This window comes from Streptomyces sp. GQ60 (genome assembly GCF_059758875.1).
Genome location: NZ_JCAXEG010000002.1, coordinates 558,473 through 585,357 on the forward strand (window position 1 = coordinate 558,473; position 26,885 = coordinate 585,357).

At 71.1% G+C, this 26,885-nt stretch carries 18 protein-coding genes and 6 pseudogenes; 22 read left to right on the top strand and 2 right to left on the bottom strand.

The window, feature by feature from the left end; translation table 11 throughout:
• Positions 1-276 precede the first annotated feature (276 nt).
• Together AC6CKD_RS07560 and AC6CKD_RS07565 are read left to right on the top strand one after the other, a co-directional pair.
• Entirely contained in the window at positions 277-1,236 is a 960-nt protein-coding gene (locus AC6CKD_RS07560) for a glycoside hydrolase family 3 protein (protein WP_498325994.1), read from the top strand.
• Positions 1,233-2,537: pseudogene (locus tag AC6CKD_RS07565) on the top strand (glycoside hydrolase family 3 C-terminal domain-containing protein); the annotation flags it as partial. The gene AC6CKD_RS07560 and the pseudogene AC6CKD_RS07565, both read left to right, overlap by 4 nt.
• A 125-nt stretch (positions 2,538-2,662) precedes the next feature.
• Here the strand turns inward: AC6CKD_RS07565 and AC6CKD_RS07570 are convergent.
• Positions 2,663-3,682: a LacI family DNA-binding transcriptional regulator gene (locus AC6CKD_RS07570; RefSeq protein WP_498325996.1), complete on the bottom strand. Its 1,020-nt coding sequence runs from the start codon at positions 3,680-3,682 to the stop codon at positions 2,663-2,665.
• Positions 3,683-3,881: 199 nt separating this feature from the next.
• On the opposite strand from AC6CKD_RS07570, the gene rhaI reads away from it, so the two are divergent.
• The 6 genes and pseudogenes from rhaI (at position 3,882) to AC6CKD_RS07600 (ending at position 11,654) form a co-directional block, all read left to right on the top strand.
• A complete protein-coding gene (gene rhaI / locus AC6CKD_RS07575; RefSeq protein WP_498325998.1) occupies positions 3,882-5,042 on the top strand; it encodes an L-rhamnose isomerase in 1,161 nt (386 codons plus the stop codon).
• Positions 5,043-5,100: 58 nt separating this feature from the next.
• Positions 5,101-7,140 (top strand): bifunctional aldolase/short-chain dehydrogenase, encoded by a 2,040-nt coding sequence (locus AC6CKD_RS07580; RefSeq protein ID WP_498325999.1) that lies wholly within the window; start codon positions 5,101-5,103, stop codon positions 7,138-7,140.
• Complete coding sequence (locus tag AC6CKD_RS07585; RefSeq protein ID WP_498326000.1) at positions 7,137-8,603, top strand: rhamnulokinase; 1,467 nt, start codon at positions 7,137-7,139, stop codon at positions 8,601-8,603. Before AC6CKD_RS07580 ends, AC6CKD_RS07585 begins: the two co-directional genes overlap by 4 nt.
• 89 nt (positions 8,604-8,692) lie before the next feature.
• Positions 8,693-9,448, top strand: coding sequence for a (Fe-S)-binding protein (locus AC6CKD_RS07590; protein WP_498326001.1), 756 nt, complete (start codon positions 8,693-8,695; stop codon positions 9,446-9,448).
• Positions 9,445-10,923, top strand: a pseudogene (locus AC6CKD_RS07595) (lactate utilization protein B). Before AC6CKD_RS07590 ends, AC6CKD_RS07595 begins: the two are co-directional and overlap by 4 nt.
• Positions 10,920-11,654, top strand: coding sequence for a LutC/YkgG family protein (locus AC6CKD_RS07600; protein ID WP_498326002.1), 735 nt, complete (start codon positions 10,920-10,922; stop codon positions 11,652-11,654). The pseudogene AC6CKD_RS07595 and the gene AC6CKD_RS07600 overlap by 4 nt, the downstream one beginning before the upstream one ends.
• Here the strand turns inward: AC6CKD_RS07600 and AC6CKD_RS07605 are convergent.
• Positions 11,563-13,308, bottom strand: a pseudogene (locus tag AC6CKD_RS07605) (glycoside hydrolase family 3 C-terminal domain-containing protein); the annotation flags it as partial. The gene AC6CKD_RS07600 and the pseudogene AC6CKD_RS07605 sit on opposite strands and share 92 nt — an antisense overlap.
• Here AC6CKD_RS07605 and AC6CKD_RS07610 point away from each other — a divergent pair.
• The 14 genes and pseudogenes from AC6CKD_RS07610 to AC6CKD_RS07675 form a co-directional block, all read left to right on the top strand.
• A pseudogene (locus AC6CKD_RS07610) lies at positions 13,220-13,771 on the top strand (fumarylacetoacetate hydrolase family protein); the annotation flags it as partial. The pseudogenes AC6CKD_RS07605 and AC6CKD_RS07610 overlap by 89 nt on opposite strands.
• Positions 13,771-14,733 (top strand): cyclase family protein, encoded by a 963-nt coding sequence (locus tag AC6CKD_RS07615; RefSeq protein WP_498326003.1) that lies wholly within the window; start codon positions 13,771-13,773, stop codon positions 14,731-14,733. The pseudogene AC6CKD_RS07610 and the gene AC6CKD_RS07615, both read left to right, overlap by 1 nt.
• A 22-nt stretch (positions 14,734-14,755) precedes the next feature.
• Entirely contained in the window at positions 14,756-15,886 is a 1,131-nt protein-coding gene (locus AC6CKD_RS07620) for an FAD-dependent oxidoreductase (RefSeq protein WP_498326004.1), read from the top strand.
• 23 nt (positions 15,887-15,909) lie between these two features.
• Positions 15,910-16,914 (top strand): amidohydrolase family protein, encoded by a 1,005-nt coding sequence (locus tag AC6CKD_RS07625; RefSeq protein WP_498326293.1) that lies wholly within the window; start codon positions 15,910-15,912, stop codon positions 16,912-16,914.
• A 13-nt stretch (positions 16,915-16,927) separates the two neighbouring features.
• Positions 16,928-17,865 (top strand): annotated as a pseudogene (locus tag AC6CKD_RS07630) (VOC family protein).
• 138 nt (positions 17,866-18,003) lie between these two features.
• The gene (locus tag AC6CKD_RS07635) at positions 18,004-18,975 is read left to right on the top strand and encodes a fumarylacetoacetate hydrolase family protein (protein ID WP_498326005.1); all 972 of its coding nucleotides are present in this window, start codon (positions 18,004-18,006) and stop codon (positions 18,973-18,975) included.
• Positions 18,972-19,531, top strand: a pseudogene (locus AC6CKD_RS07640) (SDR family NAD(P)-dependent oxidoreductase). The gene AC6CKD_RS07635 and the pseudogene AC6CKD_RS07640 overlap by 4 nt, the downstream one beginning before the upstream one ends.
• A gap of 184 nt (positions 19,532-19,715) precedes the next feature.
• Positions 19,716-20,471 (top strand): CoA transferase subunit A, encoded by a 756-nt coding sequence (locus AC6CKD_RS07645; RefSeq protein WP_498326006.1) that lies wholly within the window; start codon positions 19,716-19,718, stop codon positions 20,469-20,471.
• Complete coding sequence (locus AC6CKD_RS07650) at positions 20,471-21,127, top strand: 3-oxoacid CoA-transferase subunit B (RefSeq protein WP_498326007.1); 657 nt, start codon at positions 20,471-20,473, stop codon at positions 21,125-21,127. The genes AC6CKD_RS07645 and AC6CKD_RS07650 overlap by 1 nt, the downstream gene beginning before the upstream one ends.
• A gap of 184 nt (positions 21,128-21,311) precedes the next feature.
• On the top strand, positions 21,312-22,424 hold the full coding sequence (locus AC6CKD_RS07655; protein ID WP_498326008.1) for an FAD-dependent monooxygenase: 1,113 nt from the start codon (positions 21,312-21,314) through the stop codon (positions 22,422-22,424).
• Positions 22,425-22,446: 22 nt separating this feature from the next.
• Positions 22,447-23,484, top strand: coding sequence for a cupin domain-containing protein (locus AC6CKD_RS07660; RefSeq protein WP_498326009.1), 1,038 nt, complete (start codon positions 22,447-22,449; stop codon positions 23,482-23,484).
• 31 nt (positions 23,485-23,515) lie between these two features.
• On the top strand, positions 23,516-24,385 hold the full coding sequence (locus AC6CKD_RS07665) for a fumarylacetoacetate hydrolase family protein (RefSeq protein ID WP_498326010.1): 870 nt from the start codon (positions 23,516-23,518) through the stop codon (positions 24,383-24,385).
• A 138-nt stretch (positions 24,386-24,523) separates the two neighbouring features.
• Positions 24,524-24,997, top strand: a complete 474-nt coding sequence (locus AC6CKD_RS07670) for a MarR family winged helix-turn-helix transcriptional regulator (RefSeq protein WP_498326011.1) — start codon at positions 24,524-24,526, stop codon at positions 24,995-24,997.
• 60 nt (positions 24,998-25,057) lie between these two features.
• Positions 25,058-26,644: an MFS transporter gene (locus AC6CKD_RS07675; RefSeq protein WP_498326012.1), complete on the top strand. Its 1,587-nt coding sequence runs from the start codon at positions 25,058-25,060 to the stop codon at positions 26,642-26,644.
• Positions 26,645-26,885 lie beyond the last annotated feature (241 nt).

Below are 26,885 nucleotides of genomic sequence, written 5' to 3' on the forward strand. Positions count from 1 at the left end.
AGTGGCTCTCCTCGCTCTGCTGACCGCCCTCGTCTCGGTGGCCCTCGCGACACCGACGCGCCGGCGGCCCGTGACCGCGGGCGTGCTCACCGCCCAGGAGCAGGGGCAGGACGTCGGTGGCGCCGCGTGCCGCCATTCGCTCACATCACCTCGTACGGCCACGCCAACCATTCTGCTCCAACGGCCTGTTGCCCCTTCGACCCTTCCGCACGGAGAACTGCCACGAACAGACGAACCTTTCTCACCTCCGCCATCGCAACCGCCCTCGCCGTCGGCATGGCTCCCGCAGTCGCCGGCCCTGCGACCGCCGCGACCGACCCCGCCGCATTCGCTCGGGCAGACGCCCTCCTCGCCCGGATGACGGCCGCCGAGAAGGAGGCACGGATCCGCTGCGACTTCGCCGCCGTGAGCCGTCTCGGGGTGCCCGACCTGTCCATGGTCGATGCGTCCGCGGGCCTGCGGGGCGAGCAAGGGGTTACCGCCTTTCCGGTACCCCTCGCGCAAGCGGCGGCCTTCGACGAGAACCTGGCACACCGCATCGGCGTCGCGCTCGGGACCGAAGGACGCGCCAAGGGCTACAACAACCTCCTCGGTCCGACCGCCGACCTCGTCCGAACGTGGCACTTCGGACGCCAGGCCGAGAGTTTGGGTGAGGACCCGCTCCTCGCAGGGCGGCTCGGAGCAGCTCTCACCACCGCCATCCAGAGCCGCCACGTCACCGCGACGGTCAAGCACTTCGCCGGCTACACGCAGGAAGTGGACCGCTTCTTCGCCAATTGTCCGGTCTCCGACCGGGCCCTCCACGAGGTGTACCAGGCGCCGTTCCGCGATGTCATCAGCGCCACTCCGACCACGTCGGTGATGATGTCCTACCCGAAGGTCAACGGCACTTTCGCGACCCAGAGCCCGGCCCTGTTCGACGACGTCAAGGTCCGTCTGGGCCTTCAGGGGTACACCGTCCCCGACTTCTGGGCCGGTGACGATCAGGTCGCGGCCGCCAGAGCGGGCATGGACCTCGCGGGCCTGGGCGGTGCGGGCGTCAAACTGGCACCCGGTGCGCTCATCAACGGCGCCGTTCCGCTCTCCCGCCTGAACGATGCGGCCCGCCGGATCCTCGTCACCATGTTCGCGAACGGCCTGGTCGACAACCCGCTGCCCGCCCCGGCCCAGGACGTGAGCACGCAGGCGCGGCCGCCCTTCCCCTTTCGCCCTCCCTTCGGTCGCTGGCCGTCATAGGCCCGGCCGGCTCCGATGCCTTCACGGGCGTCGCCGGTTCCAGCTACGTGGACCCCGGTACCTGGACCACGCCGTTGGACGCCATCCGTTCCCGGGCGGGCGCTGGTGTCAGGGCCACTCACACCCAGGGGTCGACGGGCGATGTCCCCTTGGCCGTCGTCCCCACCAGCGTGCTGCGTGCCGACGACGGGGCCCCGGGCCTCAGCGCGCGCGATTACGCGCGTGCCGACCCGACGGGCACTCCCGTGGCCACCCGCACGGACACCGGCGTCGACTTCGCCGCCGCCCCGGTGGACGCGCTGCCCGGAGTCTGGTCCGCGAGCTGGTCGGGCACCCTCGCTCCGACTCACACCGGATTGCACCGCTTCTCGCTCCTGCCCACCGGCACGGCCACGCTGAAGATCGACGGTGTCACGGTGGTCACGGGCTCCCGAGGCACTCGGCGCTTCTTCCTCGGACCCTACGACTACCCCCTCCAGGGAACGATCGACCTGACCGCCGGCCGAGCGGTGTCCGTGGAGCTCGTGTACAGCACTGCCACGGCCGACCCCGGCACGTGCGGCCTCACTCTCGGCTGGCAGCCGGCCTCCGCCATTCCGGCAGCCGTCCAGGCCGCGCGCGCCGCCGACGCCGCCGTCGTCTTCGCCAACCGGGTGGCCGGTGAGGCCATGGATCATGGTCGGCTGGACCTGCCCGGAGACCAGATCCAGCTCATTGCCGCCGTGGCAGCAGCCAATCCCCGCACCATCGTGGTCCTCAACACCGACGGCCCGGTCGCGATGCCGTGGCTGGACCAGGTCGAGTCCGTCGTGCAGGCGTGGTACGGCGGGCGCGGCATGGGAACGGCACTGGCCGCAGTCCTCTTCGGCGACAGTGATCCCTCCGGACGCCTTCCCGTGACCTTCCCGGCCGGCGCCGCCCAGGGACCAGGGGCAACCCCGGCTACCTACCCGGGTCAGAACGCGACCGTCTCCTACGACGAGGGGACCGCCGTCGGGTACCGCTACTACGACGCCAGGGGGCAGCAGCCCCTCTTCCCCTTCGGCCACGGCCTGTCCTACACGACGTTCGCCCACGGCTCCCTCGAGGCCGCCTTCGACCCGGCCAGGAGAAGCGTGACCTTCGCGGTGACCGTCACGAACACCGGAAGCCGGCACGGCACCGAGGTCGTGCATATCTACGCCACCTTGCCCAGCGCCGCCTCGGCCGAACCGCGTCGCTTGGTCGCCTTCGGCAAGGTGTCCCTGGATCGGGGTGCCGCTCGGCGCCTCGTCTTCACCATCGCACCCGAAGACCTGATGGTGTGGAACTCGGGCAACTGGACGCTCGTTCCCGGGCTCTACACCTTCGCCGCGGCGCGGGCGTCCCGTGACGTCACCGGGCGCAGCGCACCCTCACCATCGGCTGACCTCCCTCCGGTTCCGTATCACCGTGAGGGCAGAGAGGAGCGGCGCACCACCAGTTCCGGCTGCAGCACGATGTGCCGGTGCTCATGTGCGGCGCCGGCTTCGCCCGTCTCTTCGAGGAGCATCTCGGCCGCCATCGTGCCCATCGTGACGGCCGGCTGCCGCACGGACGTCAGCGGGACCGCGGCCGCCGCGGCGAATTCGATGTCGTCGTAGCCGACGATGGCCACGTCGTCGGGGACCCGCACGTTGGCGGCGTACATGGTCTGGAGGAAACCGAGGGCCAGCAGGTCGTTGGCGCAGAAGACCGCAGTCGGCCGGTCGGACAGGCCCAGGAAGCGGGAACCCGCGTCCCGGCCCGCGGCCACGTCGAGGCTTTCGGCCGGCAGCTCGAACAGCGCCGACCGTGCCAGGCCGGCTTCGGCCAGCGCGTTCCACGCCCCGGTGCGCCGGTCCCTCACCTGGCTGAGGTGCTCGGGGCCGGCCACATAGCCGATGGAACGGTGCCCGGCATCGATGAGGTGGCGCACGGCCAGGCTCCCGCCGACCACGTCGTCGACCGAGACCGAACACTGGTCGGCGCCCTCGGCGACCCGGTCGACGAGGATGAAGGCGATGCCGTGCCGCCGGAACGCCTCGAGGTTGCGGCCACTGGCATCGGCGGGCGTGACGAGCACGCCCCGCACCCGCTGCTCCGCGAAGAGCGCGAGGTATTCGGCCTCCTCGGCGGGGCTCTGCCCGCTGTTGCACACCATGACGCCCAGTCCCGCCCGGCGCGCGGTCCGTTCGGCACCCTTCGCGATGTCGACGAAGAAGGGGTTGGCCATGTCGAGGACGAGCAGACCCAGGATGCGGCTGTGGCCGGCGCGCAGCTGGCGTGCGGACTCGCTGCGTACGTAGCCGAGCCGGTCGATGGCGGACTGCACCCGGAGCCTGGTGGTTTCGGAGACCGAATCGGGGCGGTTGATCACGTTCGAGACGGTTCCCACGGACACCCCGGCAGCACGGGCGACGTCCTTGATCCCCACCGATGGGGCCATGGGCCCAGACCTCCAGGCAGTACGGGCTGACAACGGACGTCCAGATTACTGGATGAATCGTTTTAACCCCACCAGTCCCCTCACTCACAGCCAGGCTGCCGCGGTGCGGGATGGGCAGCCCTTGACAGCCCCCCGGCCAAGCTCTTAGTTTCCGAGCAAGGAATTGAATCGTTTCATCCTCATGCCGCAGGAGCGCCCAGTGACCGACCCCGCCGCCGTGAAGGCCGCCCTGAAGACCCAGGCCATCGAGACGCCGTCGTGGGCGTACGGCAATTCCGGCACCCGCTTCAAGGTCTTCCCCCAGCCCGGCGTGCCCCGCACTCCGCAGGAGAAGCTCGACGACGCCGCCACGGTCCACGAGCTGACCGGAGCCGCGCCGCGCGTCGCCCTGCACATCCCCTGGGACCGGGTGGACGACTACGGGGCTCTCGCCGCGCACGCGGCCCGGCGCGGACTGCGTCTGGGCGCGATCAACGCGAACGTCTTCCAGGACGACGACTACAGGCTGGGCAGCGTCTGCCACCCCGATCCGAAGGTCCGGAACAAGGCCGTCGGCCACCTCCTGGAGTGCGTGGACATCATGGATGCCACCGGGTCCAGGGACTTGAAGCTCTGGTTCGCGGACGGCACCAACTACCCCGGCCAGGACGACATCCGCGCCCGCCAGGACCGTCTGGCCGAGGCCCTCGCCACGGTCTACGGGCGCCTGGGCGAGAACCAGCGGATGCTCCTGGAGTACAAGTTCTTCGAGCCCGCCTTCTACGCCACGGACGTACCGGACTGGGGCACCGCGTACGCGCACTGCCTCAAGCTGGGCGAGCGGGCACAGGTCGTCGTGGACACCGGGCACCACGCGCCGGGCACCAACATCGAGTTCATCGTCGCGACGCTGCTGCGCGAAGGGAAGCTCGGCGCGTTCGACTTCAACTCGCGCTTCTACGCCGACGACGACCTGATGGTGGGCGCCGCGGACCCCTTCCAGCTCTTCCGGATCATGTACGAGGTGATCCGCGGCGGCGGCTTCACGCCGGACGTGGCGTTCATGCTCGACCAGTGCCACAACATCGAGGCGAAGATCCCCGCGATCATCCGCTCGGTGATGAACGTCCAGGAGGCGACCGCGAAGGCCCTCCTCGTCGACCGGGACGCGCTGGCCGCGGCCCAGCGCTCCGGCGACGTCCTGGCCGCGAACGCGGTCCTCATGGACGCCTACAACACCGATGTGCGGCCCCTGCTCGCCGAGGTCCGGGAAGAGCTGGGCCTGGACGCCGACCCGGTCGCCGCGTACCACCGCTCCGGCTGGGCGCAGAAGACGGCCGCCGAGCGGGTCGGCGGCGCGCAGGCGGGCTGGGGCGCGTGAGCCCCGCCTCCCGTACGCCCACCCCACCCCCGTCACGGACCTGAGGACAGGTAGCCATATGACACTGCACCCCGAAGCCGCCTCCCTGCTGCAGCGCTCCCACCAGCTCGGCGCGGACGCGCGCAACACCAACTACGCGGGCGGCAACACCTCCGCGAAGGGCACCGCCACCGACCCCGTCACCGGCGGCGACGTCGAGCTGATGTGGGTCAAGGGCTCCGGGGGCGACCTCGGCACCCTCACGGAGGACGGGCTCGCCGTCCTGCGACTCGACCGGCTGCGCGCCCTCGTGGACGTCTATCCCGGCGTGGAGCGCGAGGACGAGATGGTGGCCGCCTTCGACTACTGCCTGCACGGCAAGGGCGGGGCCGCGCCTTCCATCGACACGGCCATGCACGGGCTGGTGGACGCCGCGCACGTCGACCACCTCCACCCGGACTCGGGCATCGCACTGGCCTGCGCGGCGGACGGTGAGAAGCTGACCGCCGAGTGCTTCGGGGACACGGTGGTGTGGGTCCCCTGGCGGCGGCCCGGATTCCAGCTCGGCCTGGACATCGCCGCCGTCAAGGAGGCGAACCCGCAGGCCATCGGCTGTGTTCTCGGAGGCCACGGCGTATCCGCCTGGGGCGACTCCAGCGAAGAGTGCCGGCGCAACTCGCTGCGCATCATCCGTACCGCCGAGCAGTTCCTCGCCGAGCGTGGCAGGCCGGAGCCCTTCGGCCCCGTCGTCAGCGGATTCGAGCCACTGCCGGAGGAGGCACGCCGGGCCCGGGCCGCCGCCCTGGCTCCGCACATCCGGGCCATCGCCTCCCAGGACCGGGCGCAGCTCGGGCACTTCGACGACGGTGACGCGGTACTCGACTTCGTCTCCCGTGCCGAGCACCCGAGGCTGTCCGCGCTCGGCACTTCCTGCCCCGACCACTTCCTGCGCACCAAGGTGCGGCCCCTGGTCCTCGACCTGCCGCCCACCGCGCCCCTCGACGCGACCGTCGCCCGCCTGAGGGAGTTGCACCTCGCCTACCGCGAGGAATACACCGCCTACTACCGGCGCCACGCGACCCCCGACTCCCCCTCCCTGCGCGGTGCGGATCCCGCGATCGTGCTGGTGCCCGGCGTCGGCATGTTCTCGTTCGGCAAGGACAAGCAGACCGCTCGGGTGGCGGGCGAGTTCTACGTCAACGCGATCAACGTGATGCGCGGCGCGGAGGCCGTGTCCAGCTACCTGCCGATCGACGAGGCCGAGAAGTTCCGCATCGAGTACTGGGGGCTGGAGGAGGCCAAGCTGAGGCGGATGCCGGCGCCCAAGCCGCTGGCCACGCGTATCGCGCTGGTCACGGGTGCGGGCAGCGGCATCGGCCGGGCGATCGCCCACCGGCTGGCGGCGGAGGGGGCGTGCGTGGTGGTCGCCGATCTCAACGAGGACAACGCCGCCGCGGTTGCCGAGGAGCTCGGCGGCCCCGACAGGGCCGTGGCGGTCCGCGTCGACGTCACCTCGGAGGAGCAGATCACCGGCGCGTTCCAGCAGGCCCTGCTGGCCTTCGGCGGCATCGACCTCGTCGTCAACAACGCGGGCATCTCCATCTCCAAGCCGCTCCTGGAGACCACCGCCGAGGACTGGGACCTGCAGCACGACATCATGGCCCGCGGCTCCTTCCTGGTCTCCCGCGAGGCCGCGCGAATCATGCGGGACCAGGGCCTGGGCGGCGACATCGTCTACATCGCGTCCAAGAACGCCGTCTTCGCAGGCCCGAACAACATCGCCTACTCCGCCACCAAGGCCGACCAGGCCCACCAGGTCCGCCTGCTCGCCGCCGAGCTCGGAGAACACGGCATCCGTGTGAACGGGGTCAACCCCGACGGCGTCGTGCGGGGCTCGGGGATCTTCGCCGGCGGCTGGGGTGCCCAGCGTGCCGCCACGTACGGCATCGAGGAGGAGAAGCTCGGCGAGTTCTACGCCCAGCGCACCCTCCTCAAGCGCGAGGTCCTGCCCGAGCACGTCGCGAACGCGGTGCTCGTGCTCACCAGCGGCGACCTCAGCCACACCACCGGCCTGCACATCCCCGTCGACGCCGGCGTCGCCGCCGCGTTCCTGCGATGAGCACGGAGCCGCAGCCGTTCGCCGCGGTCGACCTCGGCGCGTCCAGCGGACGCGTCATGGTCGGCCGCGTCGGCCCCGGCACCCTGGAACTGACCGAGGCCCATCGCTTCCCCAACCGGCCGGTGCGCGCCGGTGCCACGCTGTACTGGGACATCCTCGGGCTGTACGCGGGCGTCCTCGACGGACTGCGCGCGGCCGGAGCCACCACCGGCGGACGCCTCGCCTCGGTCGGGATCGACAGCTGGGCCGTGGACTACGGACTGCTCGACGACGACGGCGCCCTGCTCGGCAATCCCGTGCACTACCGGGACGCCCGCACCGACGGAGTGCCCGAGAAGGTGTGGTCGACGGCGTCGGCCGAGCGGCTGTACGCGCAGACGGGCATTCAGTACGCGCCCTTCAACACGCTGTACCAGCTGACGGCCGCCCGGAGCACTGCGCAGTGGGCCGCCGCTCGGCGGCTCCTGCTGATCCCGGACCTGTTCTCGTACTGGCTGACGGGCCAGGAGGGGACCGAGCTCACCAATGCGTCCACCACCCAGTTGCTCGACCCGCGCACAGGGAGCTGGTCGTACGCCGTCGCCGATGCCACGGGCATCGATCTCGGCCTGTTCCCGCCCCTGCGGCGTCCGGGAGACCCCGCGGGCCTCCTGCTGCCCGAGATCCTCGACACCACGGGGGTGACCGGTCCGGTACCGGTCACCACGGTCGCTTCGCACGACACCGCGTCGGCCGTCGTCGCCGTCCCCGCCACGGGCGCCGGGCGCTTCGCGTACATCTGCACCGGCACCTGGTCGTTGGTCGGTTTGGAGCTCGACTCGCCCGTCCTGACCGAAGCGAGCCGCCGTGCGAACTTCACCAACGAACTGGGGATCGACGGGACCGTGCGCTACCTGCGCAACGTCATGGGCCTGTGGCTCCTGCAGGAGTGCGTGCGGGAATGGGAGGGCACCGGGCTCGTTCCGCTGCTGAGGGCCGCCGCGGAGGTTCCGGGCCTCGTGTCCGTGGTGGACGCCGCCGACCCCGCCTTCCTTGCCCCCGGCCGGATGCCGCAGCGCATTGCCGAGGCGTGCCGAAGGTCGGGTCAGCCGGTGCCGCGCACACCGGCCGAGACGACCCGGTGCATCCTCGACTCCCTGGCGCTCGCCCACCGTGCGGCCGTGCGGGACGCACAGCGCCTCGCCGACCGGGAGGTCGACGTCATCCACATCGTGGGTGGAGGAGCACGCAACGCCCTGCTGTGCCAGTTGACGGCTGACGCGTGCGGGTTGCCCGTGGTCGCCGGTCCGGCGGAGGCGGCAGCCCTCGGGAACGTGCTCGTACAGGCACGTGCCCGGGGACTCGTCGGCGATCGCGCTGCCATGCGGGAGCTGTTGGCGCGTTCCCAGCCCCTGACGCGCTACGAACCGACCGGGGGCCGGGCTGCCTGGGCAGCCGCCGCCGAGCGGATCACCCCTCCATGACCGCGGCGGGTGGGCGCGTGGAAGCGTCCCCCCGCGCCCACGTCCCCCCGCGCCCACCCGCGGTCCGACAGTCGCTACGAAGGAGCACCATGCGCGTCGCCCTGTTCCTGACGTGTCTGAACGACACGTTGTACCCCGACACCGGCAAGGCGGTGGTGAAGCTCCTGACCCGGCTGGGCGTCGACGTCGACTTCCCCATGGCCCAGACCTGTTGCGGGCAGGCGCACTACAACACCGGCTACCGGTACGAGGCCGAGCCACTCGCCCTGCACTTCGCCCGCGTGTTCACCGGCTACGACGCGATCGTCACACCGTCCGGGTCGTGCGCGGCGATGGTGCGCGAGTTGTACCCGCGCATGGGAGAACGGGCGCGGGCCGAGGGTCGCGGCGGGACCCTGTCCGCCACCCTGGCCCCGGTGGTCCCCGTGACGTACGAGCTGACGGAGTTCCTCGTGGACGTGCTGGGGGTGACGGACGTCGGCGCGCACTATCCGCACACCGTCACCTACCACCCGACCTGCCACGGGCTGCGCAGCCTCGGCCTGGGAGAGCGTCCGTACCAGTTGCTGCGGGCCGTCAACGGCCTCGAGCTGGTCGAGCTGCCGGGAGCGGACGAGTGCTGCGGCTTCGGCGGCACCTTCGCCGTGAAGAACGCCGACGTCTCGGCCGCGATGGGTGCCGACAAGATCCGCAACGCCGGGTCGACGGGCGCGGAGGCGCTCTGTGCGGCGGACAACTCGTGTCTGATGCACCTCGGCGGGACCATGTCCCGGCTGAAGGTGGACATGCGGCCGGTCCACATCGCGGAGATCCTCGCGAGCACGGAAGGGAGGTCCGCGCTGTGAGCGGAACCTTCATGGGAATGCCGGCGTTCCCGACAGCGGCCCGTGCGGCCGTGGGGGACGAGCGGCTGCGTGCCAACCTCCGGCACGCCACCCACACCATCCGGGGTAAACGGGCCCGCGCCGTCGGCGAACTGGAGGACTGGGCTGCGCTGCGGGAGGCGGGCAAGCAGATCAAGGACCACACGCTCCGTCACCTCGACCGCTACCTGGTCTAGTTGGAGGAAGCCGTTACGGCCGCCGGCGGCATCGTTCACTGGGCCTGCGACGCCGCCGAGGCCAACCGGATCGTCGCGGACCTGGTGAAGGCCACCGGCGAGATTGAGGTCGTGAAGGTCAAGTCGATGGCCACCCAGGAGATCGGCCTCAACGAGGCCTTGTGGGCCGAGGGCATCCGGGCCTACGAGACCGACCTCGCCGAGCTCATCGTCCAGCTCGCCGACGACCGGCCCTCTCACATCCTCGTCCCCGCCATCCACCGCAACCGCGGCGAGATCCGCGACATCTTCCTCGACACGATGGGGAAATGGGGCCGTCCGGCACCGGACGGTCTTACCGACGAGCCGGCCGAGCTCGCGGAGGCGGCCCGACTGCACCTGCGGGAGAAGTTCCTGCGCGCGAAGGTCGCGATCTCGGGGGCGAACTTCATGGTCGCCGAGTCGGGCACCCTCGTCGTCGTCGAGTCGGAGGGCAACGGCCGCATGTGCCTGACGCTGCCCGAGACCCTCATCTCCGTCGTGGGCGTCGAGAAGGTCGTGCCGACCTGGCGGGACCTGGAGGTCTTCCTCCAGACCCTGCCCCGCTCCTCGACCGCCGAGCGCATGAACCCGTACACGAGCACGTGGACCGGCACGGTCGACGGCGACGGGCCGACCACCTTCCACCTCGTCCTCCTCGACAACGGCCGCACCGACACCCTCGCCGACGAGGTCGGCCGCCAGGCCCTGCGGTGCATCCGCTGCTCCGCCTGCCTCAACGTCTGCCCGGTGTACGAGCGCGCCGGCGGCCACGCCTACGGCTCCGTCTACCCGGGCCCGATCGGCGCCATCCTCAGCCCCCAACTGCGCGGCACCGCCTCCGAGATCGATGCCTCGCTGCCCTACGCCTCCACCCTGTGCGGCGCCTGCTACGACGTGTGCCCGGTCGCCATCGACATCCCCGAGGTCCTGGTCCACCTGCGGGAGCGCGTCGCACAGGGGGGCCCGACGGTCACCCGCGGCGAGAAGGTCGTCCTCAGGCCCGCCCGGGGACACGCGGCGGAGCGGGCGGCGATGCGCGCGGCCCGCTGGGTGCTGGGCAGCCCGGGCGTCCTGCGCACCGGTCAGCGGTTCGCCGCCCGCACCCGCCGCCTCCACCCCCGCACGCTCCCGGGCCCGGGACGTGCCTGGTCGGCGAGCCTGGATCTTCCCGAGGTGCCCGCGGAACCCTTCCGCGACTGGTGGCAGCGTACGAACGGTGGACGGGGAGAGGACCAGTGAGCAGGAGAGAAATCGTTCTCGGCCGCATCCGGCGGGCGCTTGCCGACGTGCCCGCCGGCGAGGACGAGTACGCGGATGCGGTCGCCCGCGACTATCTGCGCGAACACGGGACGCGCACCCGGGAGGAGACCGCCGCGCTCCTCGCCGACAACCTCACCGAACACCGGGCCGTGGTGCACCGCACGGATGCCCGGGGCCTGCCGGTCCTGCTCGCCCGGTTGCTCGCCGACCGCGGTGCGACGAGCGTCCTCGTTCCACCGGGACTGCCGGCGGACTGGCTCCGGGCGAGCGGGGCCACCCGCGTCCGTGACCGGGCTGCGAGCAGCGCCTACGAACTGGAGAAGGTCGACAGCGTCGTCACCGGATGCGCCGTAGCCGTCGCGGAGACCGGCACCCTGGTCCTGGACGGCTCCCCCGACCAGGGGCGCCGTCGCATCACGCTGATGCCCGACCATCACATCTGCGTCGTCCGCGTCCCGGACCAGGTCGTCTCCTCCCTCCCCCAGGCCCTCGAACGGCTCGATCCGGCCCGGCCCCTCACCTGGATCTCGGGTCCGTCCGCGACCAGCGACATCGAGCTGGACCGGGTCGAGGGGGTGCACGGTCCCCGCGCACGTCGTAGAAGCGGTAGCCGACCGCGATTCCCTCGGCATGGGAGACGGAGCCGCCGGTACCGGGGTAGGAGGCGGGCGCGGTGCCCGGCCCCTGCGAGGCGGTCGCGGGGAAGGTGACGGGCAGCCGGCCGGCGGGGTCCGCGTCGCCGAAGAGGATCCGGGCCAGTGCCGTGCCCATGCCCTGGCCGCCGTACCAGGTGTGCAGGACAGCCTCTACGTCGTCGAGCCAGGGCATGGCCACGGGGCCGTCGGTGTTGAGGACCACGATGGTGCGCGGGTTCACCGCGGCGACGGCGCTGATCAGCTGGTTCTGGTCACCGGGCAGGTCGAGCTGGTGGTGGTCCATGTCCTCGCCGGCGATCCGGTTCACGACCACCACGGCCGCGTCGGCGGCGCGCGCGGTCTCCACGGCGGCCGGGATGAGGGAGTCGGGCTGCCAGCCGAGGGTCAGGCCGCAGGTGCGGGAGTCCGCGGTGGCGTTGGTGTACTCCAGTTCCACGGTGACCGGGTGGCCCGCGGTCAGTTCGATGGCGCCCTGGAGGGGGTAGTCGTAGGTGCCGAGGAAGAAGCGGCGGCAGTGTCGGGTGCCCGAGACGACGGTGACGCCGTCGATCGTCAGCTTCGCGGTCCCGGCGGGGAGCAGCGAGAAGCGGTGCAGGCCGTCGGCGGCGGGCATCAGCGTGCCGGTCCAGGTCGCGGACCAGATCTCGGGAAGGCCCTCGTCCGGTGTGACGGCGAAGTCGACCGTCGCGTCGGTCCTTCTCAGCACGGGGGTGCCGGAGGCGTCGGGACCGGCGTAGTAGGTGCCGTCCAGTCCGGCGGCGCCGTCGGCGGTGCGCAGGGAACTCTGCGGGACGACGGCGAGCGGAACGTCTCCGAGGGTGCCCTGGGACGGCGTGACGAGAACGTCCCGACCGGCGCGGGCGCGGATGGCCCGGAGGGGTGTGGTCCAGGCGCCGGGGTCGACGTAGGTGGACCCGCTGACGCCGGTGAAGGCATCGGTGTCGGCTGCGCCGATGACGGCGAGGGAGGTCAGGGCGGTCGGCAGCGGCAGGGCCCCGTGGCGGTTGGTCAGCAGAACGGTGCCCGAGACCGCGGCCTCGACGGCGAGCGCTCGGTGTGGTGCGGTGCTGACGTCGGCGGCCGGTTCCGGCAGCGGGTGGTCGAAGAGTCCGGTGGCGAACAGGGTGAGGAGGATCCGGCGCGCGGCGTCGTCGAGCCGGGGTGCGGGCACCGAGCCGTCCGTCAGGCCGCCGGCGGGGATCTTCACTCCGACCGGTCCGAGGCCCCCGAGGTCCGTGCCCGCCCGGACCGCCGCGATCTGGTCGTCACCGGCCCAGAAGTCGGGCACGGTGTAACCGCGCAGCCCGATGCCGTCCTTGAGGTCCGAGAGCAGTGCGGGGCTCTGTGTCGCGAAGGTGCCGTTGACCTTCGGGTAGGCGAGCATGACCGATGTGTACGGGACCGCCGCCACGACGTGGCGGAACGGAGCCTGGTAGATCTCGTACAGGGCCCGCTCGGGGACGCGGGCGTCGGTGGTGAGCCGTCCGGCCTCTTGCGTGTAGGCGGCGAAGTGCTTGACGGTCGCGGTCACGTGGCGGCTCTGCATTCCGGCCGTGAGGGCCGCTCCCAGACGCCCCGCGAGCAGCAGGTCTTCTCCGAGGGTCTCGGCCTGGCGCCCGCCGAGCTCCATCATCGGCCCGTACGACGATGTGACCCTCCCGGCCTGGGCCGAGAAGCCCGACTGGGAGCTGGAACTGGCGGCGGTCATCGGTCGTCCTGCCTACCGGGTCTCCGCGGAGGAGGCGATGGAATGCGTCGCCGGCTACACGATCGCCAACGACCTGACCGACCGGGCGACCGTGTTCCGCCGGGACATGCCGCCGATCGGCACCGACTGGCTGCGCAGCAAGAACGCGCCGGGCTTCACCCCTCTCGGGCCCTGGATCGTGCCCGCCGAGTCGATCGCGGACCCCGATGACCTGCGTCTGACGCTGAAGCTCAACGGCGACACCATGCAGGACGAGTCCACGAGGGACATGATCTTCAGCGTGGCCCGTGTGGTCTCCTACGTCTCACAGACCGCCCGCCTCCTTCCCGGCGACCTGGTTCTCACCGGCTCCCCGGCGGGCAACGGCATGCACTGGGGCCGGCTGCTGCGCGATGGCGACGTCATGGACAGCGCCATCACGGGCCTCGGCGCACAGCGCACCCGCTGTATCGCGGAGGCGTGATGAGCCTGGACCGCCGCGACCCCGAAGGTTCGATCGCCCGCACCGCCACGGCATGCTCCAACTGGGGCCGCTGGGGCGAGGACGACGTACTCGGCACGCTGAACTTCCTCGACGAGGCCAAGCGCCGTCAGGGCGCCGCGCTCGTCCGGCGCGGTGTGAGCTTCTCCCTCTCCCAGCGCTTCGACATCAACGGCCCGCAGAAGGGCTGGCGTCGGCGCACCAATCCGGTGCACACCATGCTGGACACCGGCACGGACGCGGTCCTCGGCAACCAGGGCCTCCCGCACGGCATCGGCGGCGCCGACGACGTGATCGCCATGCCGCTGCAGTGCTCGACCCAGTGGGACGGCCTCGGCCACATCTTCGACCACGGCAAGGCGTGGAACGGACGTCCGGCGGAGAAGGTCGTCACTTCCGAGGGCGATCTGGTCACCGGTATCGAGCACATGGCCCACCAGATCGCCGGGCGAGGCGTGCTGCTGGACGTGGGCCGCGCCGTCGGCCAGGACGGCGAGCTGCCCGACGGGTTCGCGATCACCGCGGACCACCTGACGGCCACCGCGGAAGCCCAGGGCACGGCCGTGGGGCGCGGGGACCTGGTTCTGGTGCGCACCGGGCAGCTCGCCCGGGTACGCCGCGACGGCTGGGGCGAGTACGCGGGCGGCCCGGCGCCCGGCCTGTCCTTCACCAGTGCCGGCTGGCTCCACGGAAGCGAGATCGCCGCGATCGCCACGGACACGTGGGGCTTCGAGGTGCGCCCCAACGAGTTCGAGCACGCCTTCCAGCCCCTGCACCAGGTGGCCATCCCGCACATCGGTCTGCTGATCGGCGAGATGTGGGACCTCGATTCCCTGGCCGAGGACTGCGCGGCCGACGGCGTGTACGAGTTCTGGCTCACCGCCGCCCCCTTGCCCATCACCGGCGCGGTCGGGTCCCCGATCAACCCGATAGCCGTCAAGTAACCAGAGGAACAAGGGAGTTCCCATGACCGCAACCCGCACGGTCCTCGTCGTCGGCGGCGGCGCGGCCGGCAACGCCGTGACGATCCTGCTGCGCCGTGCCGGCTTCTCGGTGGACCTGGTCGAGGCCAAGGACGACTGGAACGCCACCGCCGGATCCGGCCTCACCCTCCAGGGCAACGCCCTGCGCGTCCTGCGCGAACTGGGTCTCTGGGACCGGGTGAGGACGTCCGGCTTCGGCTTCGGATCCGTCGGCATCACCACGCCCGACGGAACCGTCCTGCACGTCCACCGTGATCTGCGCACGGGGGGCGACGATCTGCCCGCCACGCTCGGCATGCAGCGGCCCGAGCTCCAGCAGACCCTGATCGATGCCGTCCGCGCGAGCGGAGCCCGGGTCCGCCTGGGCACCCGCGCCGAGATCCTCGACCAGGACGCGGAGGGCGTCTCCGTCCGCTTCACCGACGGCACGGAGGGGCGCTACGACCTGGTGATCGCGGCCGACGGACTCGGTTCGGCCACCCGCGCCGCGATCGGCATCACCGCCAAGCCCGAGCCCACCGGCATGGCCATCTGGCGCGTGGCCGCACCCCGCCCCGCCGACGTGACCCGCACCGATCTCGCCTACGGCGGACCGGCGTACATCTCCGGCTACTGCCCCACCGGCGACACGACCCTGTACGCGTACGTCGTCGAGGCGAATCGGGACCGGGCATCGATTCCGACGGAGTCCTACGCGGACGAGATGCGTCGGCTGGCCTCCGCCTACGGCGGCTTCTGGCCGCAGATCGCCGAGAGCATCACGGACCCCGGACAAGTCAACTACACCTGGTTCGACCAGATGCTGGTCGACGGCTCGTGGCACCGCGGCCGGGTCGTCCTCATCGGCGACGCCGCCCACTGCTGCCCGCCCACCCTGGCGCAGGGTGCCGCGCTGTCCCTCGAGGACGCGTCGGTGCTCGCGGAGATGCTGGCCGGCGCCGACGACTGGGACGACGCCCTGCTCCGGGCGTTCTACGAGCGGCGGATCGCCCGCGTCCGCCCCGTCGTGGAGGCGTCCGTACAGATCGGGCAGTGGCAGCTCGACGGGGTCCGCGACGCGGACGTACCCGGCCTGATGGGCCGCACCATGACGATGCTGCGGGAGCTGCCGTGAGCCGCGTGCCCAGGCCGGAGCCGCTGACCGCGCCCACGGTCGACGTGCACGCCCATGTGCTGCTGCCGGAGGTCGAAGCCCTCGTGGACGGCCTGCCGGGACTGACGGAGGCAAGGGCCCTCGATGCCCGCCGCAACGGCGCCGCGGCGCTCGCGGTCAGCGGGCCCATGGTCCGTGATCGCATCCCCCGGCTCACCGACCCCGCCGTACGCCTCGCCGCCATGGACGCGCAGGGCGTGGACGTACAACTGGTCAGTCCGTCCCCCTCCCACTACCACTACTGGGCGGACGAGGACACGGCCGAGAAGGTGTGCCGGCTCGCCAACGAGGCGACCGCCACCCACTGTTCGGCCGCACCCGACCGGCTGCGCGGACTCGGACTCGTCCCCCTCCAGCACCCGGAACAGGCGGCGCCGGCCCTTGATCACGCCTTGGAGCGCGGGCTGGCCGGGGTGGAGATCTCCAGCCACGCACCGGGCCGCGACCTGTCCGACCCGGCGTACGAGCCCTTCTGGGCACGGGCCGCGGAGACGGGCGCGATCGTCTTCCTGCATCCCTTCGGCTGCACGCTCGACGAGCGCCTGGACCGGTGGTACCTGTCCAACACCGTCGGCCAGCCCACCGAGAACGCCGTCGCGCTCTCCCACCTCATCTTCTCCGGCGTACTGGACCGCCACCCCGGCCTGAAGCTGATCGCCGCCCACGGCGGCGGCTACCTGCCCACCCACATCGGACGCTCCGACCACGCTTGGTCGGCCCGCTCCGACGCGAACTCGGGCTGCCTGCGGCCGCCCGGCAGCTACCTCAAGCGCCTCTACTTCGACTCGTTGGTCCACGACCCCGACGTCCTACGGGAGTTGGTCCGGGTCGTCGGGTCCGATCGGGTCCTGCTCGGATCCGACTTCCCCTTCGACATGGGCACCGAGGACCCGGTCGCCGCCCTCAGGGCCGCGCGCCTGTCCGAGCCCGATTTCGACGCCGTCCGCGGCGGCAACGCGACCACCCTGCTGAACCTCGCCCTCGTCTGAGGAGGTACCCACCATGAGCGCACGTCTGCTCACCCACCTGCGGCACGTCGACCTGGCCGTGCCGGACTACGACAAGCAGCTCGACTTCTACGCCGGCGTCTGGGGCCTGACGAAGGTCGCCGAGGACTCCGGCATCTCCTTCCTGGCCGCCGAGGGCTCTCCGGAGCAGTACGTGGTGCGGCTGCGCAAGGCGGAGGAGAAGCGGCTCGACCTCGTCTCCTACGGCGCCGCCAGCCCCGCCGACGTGGACACCCTGGCCGAGCAGCTCCTGGCCGGCGGCGTCCAGCTGATCTCGCGGCCCGGGACCGTGGAGACGCCCGGCGGCGGCTACGGCTTCCGCTTCTTCGACGTCGACGGGCGCGCGATCGAGGTCTCCGCGGATGTCGAGGTGCGGCAGCACCGCAAGATCGAGGAGAAGGAGGCCATCCCGGTCAAGCTCTCCCACGTCGTCCTGAACTCCCCCGACCTCGCTCGCACCCGCGCGTGATACGAGCGCCACCTCGGCTTCCTTCTCTCCGACAGCCTCAGCTCGCCCACATGGGCGAGGTCATGCACTTCATGCGGATCAGCAATCAGCACCATTCCATGGCGCTGGCCAAGGGCCCGCACACCTCCCTGCACCACATTTCCTTCGAGATGCGCGGCATCGACGAGTACATGCGCGGCACCGGCCGTGTGATCAGGGCGGGCTTCCGCAAGATCTGGGGCCCGGGACGCCACATGGCCGGCGACAACACCTTCACGTACTTCCTGGACCCGCACGGCAACACCGTCGAGTACACGACGGAGTTGGAGCTGCTCGACGAGGACAGCTGGCATCCGCACGTCTACGACTTCTCCGATCCGGACGTCACCGACCAGTGGGGCACCGCCAACGCCATGAACGAGATCGTCGCCAAGGAATCGTTCAACGACCCCGACCGCGGTGTCTTCGTCGCCCCGCCGGTCTGATCCACCCACCCGACTCCGGGGACGCGGCGGCCCTGTCACCTGCCCTGACACACAGTTCCGCGTCCCCGGACCCCACCCCACGGCCGAACCCTTCCCGGGCCCCACCGTCGGCCCGACCACTCCTACCGGGAGCAGCACATGCGCTTCGCCTCCTACGAACACCACCATCACCGGCACGTCGGCGTCGTGGAAGCGGACGGCACGCTCTTCCCCCTGCCCGGCGTCTCCTCACTCACCGCGCTGCTGGAACAGACCGGTGGTCTCCCCGGGCTCCTCGACGCAGGCGCGGCCGCACGCGACGTACCGCCCGGCCCGCACGTCTCCCGGGTGCGGCTGCTGCCTCCGGTGCAGCCCACGGCCGTACGGGACTTCGTCACCTTCGAGGAGCACGTCGAGGGGGTTCGGCGTTCCGTGGAGGGGAGGGCCGGCGTGCCCGAGCAGTGGTACGCCGCACCGACCTTCTACTTCACCAACCCGCACGCGATCCACGGTCCGCTCGACGGGATACCGGTGCCGCCCGGCGCGGCCGTGCTCGACTTCGAACTCGAGGTGGCCGCCGTCATCGGCCGTGAGGGCCGCGACCTCACCCCGGCGCAGGCCCGCGACCACATCGTCGGCTACACCGTCTTCAACGACTGGTCCGCCCGCGACCTCCAGTCCGCCGAGATGAAGGTCGGCCTCGGCCCCTGCAAGGGCAAGGACACCGCCATCACCCTGGGCCCCTACCTGGTCACCGCCGACGAGCTGGAGCGGCACCGGGACACCGAGGGCTTCCTGCGCCTGGCGCTGAGAGCCGAGATCAACGGTGCGACCGTCGGTGAGGACCTGCTGTCCAACATGAGCTGGACCTTCGAGGAGATGACCGCCTACGCCTCGCGCGGGACGGTCGTGCGCCCCGGCGACGTCCTCGGCTCGGGCACCTGCGGCAACGGCGGCTGCCTCGCCGAACTCTGGGGGCTGCGAGGCGAGCAGACCCCGCCGCCACTGGTGCCCGGCGACACCGTCACCCTCACGGTCGAAGGCATCGGTTCGCTCACCAACACCATCGTTCCCGGGACCGAGCCCGTACCCCTGCCCGCGGGCCGCCGACGCGATCGGGAGCGGCCGTGAGCACCCCGGCACCCCAGAGGCTGCGGGGCAAGGTCGTGGTGGTGACGGGCGCCGCTCGCGGCCAAGGCGCGGCAGAGGCGGAAGCACTCACACGGGAGGGCGCCCACGTCATCGCCACCGACGTGCAATCCGGAAGCGGTTGCCGACACCTGGACGACAGCAGCGAGGAGGACTGGGCGGGCCTCGCCGCCGAACGGCGCCGGACGTACGGCCAGGTGCACGGCCTGGTCAACAACGCCGGCATCACCTGGCGCGCCCGCCTCGGTGAGTTACGCGCCGAGGACACGGCCCGCGTCCATGCGGTCAACGTCACCGGCCCGCTCCTCGGCATCCAACACAAACCGAGATGACCGCATCCGCGGCCCCGGCCTTCCGCGAGGCCACCCTGCGCGAAACGCCGTTGGGACGCACCGGCACCGTCGGTGAGGTGGCACCCCTGGTCGTCTTCCTGCTGTCCGACGACTCGTCGTTCATCAGCGGCGCCGAGATCCCGGTCGACGGCGGTCTCACCGCTCACGGTGGCGTCAAGTCCGTCTCGGACGCCCTGCGCCCGTAGCCGACCCGATGCACGAGGACGCCCTCGAAACCCAGCACCTGATCGCCGAGCAGGAGACACGGCACCCGCCCCGCACGGCGCCTGGTCCTGTGTCCGACGTCCGGCGTCCGGCGTCCGGCGTCCGGCGTCCGGCGTCCGGCTTCCGGGTCCTGCTCGGTGTCACCCCAGGAAAGGAGCACACACCGTGGACAAAGTCATGGGCAGCGCCGCCGAGGCGGTGGCCGACATCCAGCCCGGCGCCTCATTGGCCGTGGGCGGATTCGGTCTCAGTGGTGTACCCGAGGTCCTGATCCGCGCCCTTCTCGACCAGGGCGCGGACCGCCTGCGGGTCGTCTCCAACAACTGCGGGGTCGACGGACGCGGGCTCGGATTCCTGCTGTCGGTCGGACGCATCGCGCGCGTCACCGGCTCCTACGTCGGCGAGAACAAGGAATTCGCCCGGCAGTACCTCGCCGGTGAGCTGGAAGTGGAACTCGTCCCGCAGGGAACGCTCGCCGAACGCCTGCGCGCCGGCGGCGCCGGCATCCCCGCCTTCTACACCCCGGCCGGCGTGGGCACCCAGGTCGCCTCCGGCGGACTGCCCTGGCGCTACGCTCCCGACGGCTCGGTCACCGTAGCGTCACCTGCCAAGGAGACCCGGGAGTTCGCCGGGCGCCGCCACGTGCTCGAGCACGGCATCACCACCGACTACGCCCTCGTACGGGCCTGGCGCGGGGACCGGCACGGAATCCTCGCCTTCCGTAGATCCGCGGCGAACTTCAACCCTCTTGCCGCCATGGCCGGCCGCGTCACGATCGCGGAGGTCGAAGAACTCGTCGAAACGGGAGATATGCGTCCCGACGAGGTGCACCTGCCCGGCATCTACGTCCGCAGGGTCGTGGAGCTCACCCCGTCGCAGGCGGCGGACAAGGCGATCGAGAAGAGGACGGTGCGTCCCTGATGTCCTGGACCCGCAGCCACATGGCCGCCCGGGCCGCCGCCGAACTCGCCGACGGCTCCTACGTCAACCTCGGCATCGGCCTGCCCACCCTCATCCCCGGCCTGCTCCCGCCCGGCGTCCACGTGGTCCTCCACTCCGAGAACGGCATCCTCGGCACGGGCCCCTACCCCGCTGCGGACGAGGTCGACCCCGACCTGATCAACGCCGGAAAGGAGACCGTCACCGTGCTGCCCGGCGCCTCGTTCTTCGACTCCGCCCTGTCCTTCGGCATGATCCGCGGCGGCCACATCGACACGGCGGTCCTGGGCGCGATGCAGGTGTCTCAGTACGGCGACCTCGCGAACTGGATGATTCCCGGCAAGATGGTCAAGGGCATGGGGGGCGCCATGGACCTCGTTCACGGAGCGGGCCGCGTCATCGTCCTCATGGAGCACACCGCCAAGGACGGCAGCCCCAAGATCGTCGAAGACTGCTCCCTCCCCCTCACCGGCGAGCGGTGCGTTCACCGCATCATCACCGACCTCGGCGTCCTCGACGTCACCGAGCACGGCTTGGCCCTCGTGGAGACAGCTCCGGGCGTCACCGTCGCCGACCTCACCGCCCGGACCGACGCGCCGGTCCGCACGGACGCTTGGTGTACGACCTGTCCGGCGTGACAGCTTCCGCCCCTTCCCCCCCTTTCCCCTGGCGTTCCATCCCAGCGCCCCGACCCCCAAGGAGGCTTCATGTCCGCACTCCGCATTCCCTTCCGCATTCCCCTCCACGTCGCCGTCGTCGGCGGCGGCATCGGCGGACTGGCCGCCGCGGCTGGCGACCGCCCGCGCCGGCCATCACGTCACGGTGCTCGAACGATCCGTCCGCTTCGGCGAGATCGGCGCCGGCTTGCAGCTCGCGCCCAACGCGTCCGCCGCACTGGAACAGCTGGGAGTCCTCCCGGCCGTCCGGCGCAACGCCGTCGCCCCGCCGCGACTGGTGATGATGGATGCTCTGACCGGTGACGAGGTGACCTCCCTCGACCTGCGCAGCGCGGCGTACACCGAACGCTTCACGCACCCGTACGTCGTCACCCACCGCACCGACCTGCACTCCGCTCTCCTGGATGCCTGCCGGGACCACCCCGCCATCACGCTCCGCACCGGCCACACCGTCACCCGTGCCGAGCAGGACGGCACCGGGGTACACCTGCACTTCGCCGACACCACGGCGCGGCTCACCGCCGACGCGGTCGTGGCCGCCGACGGCTTGCATTCGCGCCTGCGCCAGGCCCTGGTCGGCGACGGCGAACCCGTCTGCTCGCGCTACGTGGCCTACCGCGGGGCCCTGCCCGTCGACAGCATGACGGGCAGGATGTCGCAACACGCCGCGTCGGAAGCGGTGATGGTCTGGGCGGGGCCCCGGATGCACCTGGTGCAGTACCCCGTCCGGCGTGGCGAGCTGTACAACCAGGTCGCCGTGTTCGAGAGCGACCACTACACACCGGACTCGGATGCCTGGGGCACCGAAGCCGAGCTCGAAGAACGCTTCGCCGGAGCCTGCCGAGGAGTGCGCGACGCACTGCCGCTGGTGGCACGCGAGCGACGCTGGCCCCTGTACGACCGTCTGCCCATCGACAACTGGGTGCACGGCCGCATCGTGCTGCTCGGTGACGCCGCCCACCCCATGCTCCAGTACCTGGCCCAAGGTGCCTGCCAGGCACTCGAGGATGCCGTTGCCCTCGGGCAAGCGCTCGGCCGGTTCACCGACCCGGCCGACGCGTTCGCCGCGTACGCCGGGGAGCGCCGTCCACGGGCGGCGCTCATCCAGACGAACGCCAGGCGCTTCGGCGAGCTCTGCCACCTGGAGGGAAGGGGAGCCACCCTCCGCAACGTCCACTTGTCGTCCCGTTCGTCCGAGGAATTCGACGACATGTCCTGGGTGTGGACGCCGGCCCCCGCCCCCGCCCCCACCCCGTGACCCGCCACCACAGGAGGACACCGTGAACGACGAACTCGCCTACCAGGCCCTGCAGGGGGCGGGGGCCGCACCGCTGTGGCGCTTCTACGGCAACCTGTTCCCCGCCGAGCCGAAGAGCCGCGCCGTTCCCTACCGTTGGAGCTGGCGGGAACTGCGGCCCCACCTGCTGCACTTCTCCCGGACCCTCTCCCTGGAAGAGGCCGAACGGCGCGTGCTCATGCTCGTCAACCCCGGCACGAGCGATCCCCCGGCCACCGTCAACACCCTCTATGCAGGACTGCAGATCATCCTGCCCGGAGAGACCGCCCAGGCGCACCGCCACACGTCCAACGCGTTCCGCTTCATCCTGGAGGGCAGCGGCGCGTGGACCACGGTCAACGGCGAGCGCGTCTTCATGTCCCCGGGTGACCTGCTGCTCACCCCCGGCTGGCACTGGCACGACCACACCCATGAGGGCGACGCGCCGATGATCTGGCTCGACGCCCTCGACTACCCGCTCGTCAACGCGCTGGAAGCGGGCTTCTACGAGAAGTACCCCCAGCGGCTCCAGCCCGTCACCCGGCCCGACGACGCGGGCAGCAGGCAGTTCCTGCACGGCCGGCTGACCCCCGCCTGGATCACCCCCGACGGACCCCACTCCCCCGTCACCCGCTACCCCTGGACAGAGACCCGACGGGCCCTGGACGCCGTCGCCGACACCGCCGAGGGAAGCGATGTCGACGGCATCGTCCTCGAGTACACCAATCCGTGGACCGGCGGTCCGGTCATGCCGACCATCGGCTGCCGGGTCCAGCGGCTGCGCCCGGGCTTCCGGGGCGCCGGGCGCCGGCACACCGCCTCCACCATCTTCAGCGTCGTACGCGGTGAAGGCGTCACGATCGTGGACGGACGGCGGCTGGAGTGGACCGAGAACGACACCTTCGCCGTTCCCGGTTGGACGTCCTACCGGCACCTCAACAGCTCGTCCTCGAACGAAGCCGTGCTGTTCTCCTACAGCGACGAGCCCGTCATGCGCTCCCTGGGTCTCTATCGCGCGGAAGACGCCGACCCCGGCGCCTGATCCGCACATCCGACACTTCAGCAAGGAGGCCATGGTGCGCCTGGCCCTGTTCAACAAAGGACGTATCGGACTCCTCGACGGGGACGACATCGTCGATGTGACCGAACTGCTCGCCGGCCGCGGAACCTTCGGCGCGGCCGGAGCACTCCACCACCACATCGAGACCGCCGACCGTCACGGCCCGATGGCCCTGGACCTCAGCGGCCGTACGCGGGTCCCGCTCGCCGAGGCCGCGCTGGAAGCCCCGCTACCTCGACCTGGAAAGATCGTCGGCGCACCGGTCAACTACCTCGACCACAAGGCCGAGATGGAGTACCCCACGTCGATAGCCGACCTCGGAGTCTTCTTGAAGGCCAACTCGTCGGTGATCGGACCGGGCCAGGACATCCTCCTGCCCTACTCCGACAAGCGCACGGACCAGGAAGGCGAACTCGGCGTCGTCATGGGCCGCACCGCCTCACACGTCAGCCCCGACGACGCCCTGGATCACGTCTGCGGCTACACGTGCCTGCTGGACATCACCGTCCGCTCGGGCGAGGACCGCTCCACCCGCAAGTCATTCGACACGTTCACTCCCATCGGCCCCTGGATCGTGACCGCGGACGAGATCCCGGACCCGGACTCCCTCGACCTCCGCTGCGACGTGGGCGGCGCCACCCGACAGCGAACCAACACGGCCCACCTGATCTACGGCATCCGCGACCTGATCGCCTACACCTCCTCCGTCATGACCCTTCACCCCGGCGACGTGATCGCCACGGGCACCCCTGCCGGAGTCGGACCGCTGAGTCACGGCGACCGCGTGGTCGTGGAGATCGAGCGGGTCGGCCGCCTGGAGGTGGGCGTCGACGGTTCCCGTGCCGCTCCGTACGAGGAACGCCCCGGACGCAGGGAGCACTGACCGTACGGGCACAGGAGGTGGTGCCGACGCGGCGCTCACGGACTCCACCGCAGCCCGGAGTCCCCGGGCCGGCACCACTTGCTATGCGATCGAGTATGTATGTTGACATAGGTATCTGGTCATACTTATATTGCCTGTATGGCCACCCCCAGCGCGTCCGAACAGGAGATCCGGCAGATCGCGTCAGCGATGTCGGCCGCCCTGCCCGCGCTGCACCGGGCACTCGACCGGCGCCTTGCCCAGGACTTTCCGCACCCCAAGCCGCCCGAGAGCCAGCTGGCGCTCCTGCGGCTCGTCGGCGAGCGTGACGGTGTCACGGTGCGCGAGGCCGCCGACGTCCTGCTGATGAAGCCGAACAACGTGAGCGCCCTCGTCACGCAGCTGGCCGGCCAAGGACAGCTGGAGCGCAGGCAGGACCCCGCGGACAAGCGGGTCGCGCATCTGCACCTGACGGCCCAGGCTCGGCAGCGGCTCGACGAGGTCGGGAGCCTCCTGGACGGGTACCTCGTCGAGGCGCTGCACACCCTCACCGACGGGGACCTCGACGCCATCGGGTCCGCTCTCGGGGCGCTCCGAGGTTTGGCGCGGCACATTCACCCCGCCGCCCACTGACGGCGCTCGCGTACCCGCGTCCCGTCGACCTCCATCTGTACGAGGAAGCAAGGCACCTCCATGCCCTCCACCGCCGTGGACAGCTCCCCCCTGCCCGCACGCACCCGGTCCGCCGCTCCGGTGGGCCGCCGCGCCAAACCCTGGCTGACACTCGTCGCCGTAGCCTTCGGACTGTTCATGGTCGGTCTGGACGGCTCCGTCGTCGCGATCGCCAATCCCGAGATCGGCCGGGACCTGAACGCGTCCACCGCCGACCTGCAATGGGTCACCAACTCCTATCTGCTGGCTCTGGCCGCCGCGCTGATCCTCGGCGGGAAGCTCGGCGACCGCTTCGGCCGGCGCACCTTCTACCTGGTCGGAGTCGCCGGTTTCACCCTCGCGTCGGTCGCCATCGGCCTGGCCGGGTCGATCGAGGGCGTCATCGCCTTCCGCGCCGTACAGGGCTTCTTCGGCGCGCTGCTGATGCCCAACACGCTCGGACTACTGCGTGCCGTGTTCCCGCCGAAGAAGTTCGGTATGGCCGTGGGCATCTGGGCGATGGTGTCGTCGGTGTCCACCGCGCTCGGCCCCATCGTCGGCGGTCTGCTCGTCGAACACGTCAACTGGGAATCCGTCTTCTACATCAACGCTCCGATCGGCGCCGTCGCGCTCGTCTTCAGCGCACTCGTGCTGCCGCAGAGCAAGAACACCTCCGGCGACCAGCGCTTCGACGTCCCCGGCGTGATCCTGCTCGCGCTCGGACTGCTCGTCGTCGTGTTCGGCGTCGTCAAGGGCGAGACGTGGGGCTGGAGTTCCGGCTCGACGCTGGCCGCGCTCGCCGCAGGCCTCGCCATCCTCCTGGTGTTCGGCTGGTACGAAACGCGCGTGAAGCACCCGCTGCTGCCCATGCGGCTGTTCCGCAGCCGCGCGCTGACCATCGGCACGATCATCACGGCGATCAACTTCTTCGTCCTGCTCGGCGTGATCTTCTTCGTGATGCTGTACCTCCAGAACGTACGCGGCTTCACCCCCGTCGAAGCGGGCGTGCGCACCCTGCCCCTGAGCCTGGCATTCGTGGTCGCCTCACCTCTGGGCGCGAAGCTCACGGAGAAGTTCGGCGCCGGACTGTCCATGCCGCTCGGCATGGTGCTGCAGGGTGGCGCCGCCTTCGGGGTACTCGCATGGGGCGTGAATTCGCCGTACGCCGCGATGTGGCCGCCGTTCATCGCCCTCGGCCTCGGCGTGGGCATGGTGATGGCGGCCTCCTCCGACGCCATCGTGGGCAACTCCCCGGTCGAGGACGCCGGTGTCGCGGGTGGTCTCCAGGCCACCGCCCTTCAGGTCGGCGGCGCGTTGGGAACCTCCGTACTCGTGTCCCTCATCAGCAGCCGGGTCAACTCGACCCTGACCGGCGAACTCACCTCCGCCGGGGTGCCGGCGCCCATGGCCGAGGGCTTGCACGAGGCGAAGGACGCGGTGGCCATGGGCATTGCACCCGTCTCCGGTGACATGCCCGCGCAGCTGAAGGCCGCGGTGATCGAGGGCAGCGGCCAGGCATTCGTCAACGGAGTGCACACCGCCGCGCTCGTCACCGGCGCCCTGTGCGCCATCGGCGCCGTCCTCGCCGCAGCGGGCGTACGGCGCAACCCGCAGAACGCCCGTCACTAACGGCGCGACGGGGCCCGACGGCCCGGTTGGGATCGCGAGTCCGCGGAAACGCCGACCCGCGCCCGGCCGGGCCGATCCCATGCACCCACCGACGGGCCGGCACCGCGTGCTGCGCTCGCTCGGCCTTGCGCGAGCTCGGGCCCACTGTCTCCCCCGGGGGGGGCGGCCACGCCCCACCTACCGGCCTCGGTCGTCCGGACATGGCCGACAAGGAGACGTCAAGGGGATGTTTACGGCGCTG

Excerpts from the sequence above, each read along its gene's own strand:
- AC6CKD_RS07560 (WP_498325994.1), top strand. The coding sequence starts at position 277 with ATGGCTCCCGCAGTCGCCGGCCCTGCGACCGCCGCGACCGACCCCGCC.
- AC6CKD_RS07570 (WP_498325996.1), bottom strand. The coding sequence starts at position 3,682 with ATGGCCCCATCGGTGGGGATCAAGGACGTCGCCCGTGCTGCCGGGGTG.
- AC6CKD_RS07580 (WP_498325999.1), top strand. The coding sequence starts at position 5,101 with ATGACACTGCACCCCGAAGCCGCCTCCCTGCTGCAGCGCTCCCACCAG.
- AC6CKD_RS07585 (WP_498326000.1), top strand. The coding sequence starts at position 7,137 with ATGAGCACGGAGCCGCAGCCGTTCGCCGCGGTCGACCTCGGCGCGTCC.
- AC6CKD_RS07590 (WP_498326001.1), top strand. The coding sequence starts at position 8,693 with ATGCGCGTCGCCCTGTTCCTGACGTGTCTGAACGACACGTTGTACCCC.
- AC6CKD_RS07615 (WP_498326003.1), top strand. The coding sequence starts at position 13,771 with ATGAGCCTGGACCGCCGCGACCCCGAAGGTTCGATCGCCCGCACCGCC.
- AC6CKD_RS07620 (WP_498326004.1), top strand. The coding sequence starts at position 14,756 with ATGACCGCAACCCGCACGGTCCTCGTCGTCGGCGGCGGCGCGGCCGGC.
- AC6CKD_RS07635 (WP_498326005.1), top strand. The coding sequence starts at position 18,004 with ATGCGCTTCGCCTCCTACGAACACCACCATCACCGGCACGTCGGCGTC.
- AC6CKD_RS07650 (WP_498326007.1), top strand. The coding sequence starts at position 20,471 with ATGTCCTGGACCCGCAGCCACATGGCCGCCCGGGCCGCCGCCGAACTC.
- AC6CKD_RS07665 (WP_498326010.1), top strand. The coding sequence starts at position 23,516 with ATGGTGCGCCTGGCCCTGTTCAACAAAGGACGTATCGGACTCCTCGAC.
- AC6CKD_RS07670 (WP_498326011.1), top strand. The coding sequence starts at position 24,524 with ATGGCCACCCCCAGCGCGTCCGAACAGGAGATCCGGCAGATCGCGTCA.
- AC6CKD_RS07675 (WP_498326012.1), top strand. The coding sequence starts at position 25,058 with ATGCCCTCCACCGCCGTGGACAGCTCCCCCCTGCCCGCACGCACCCGG.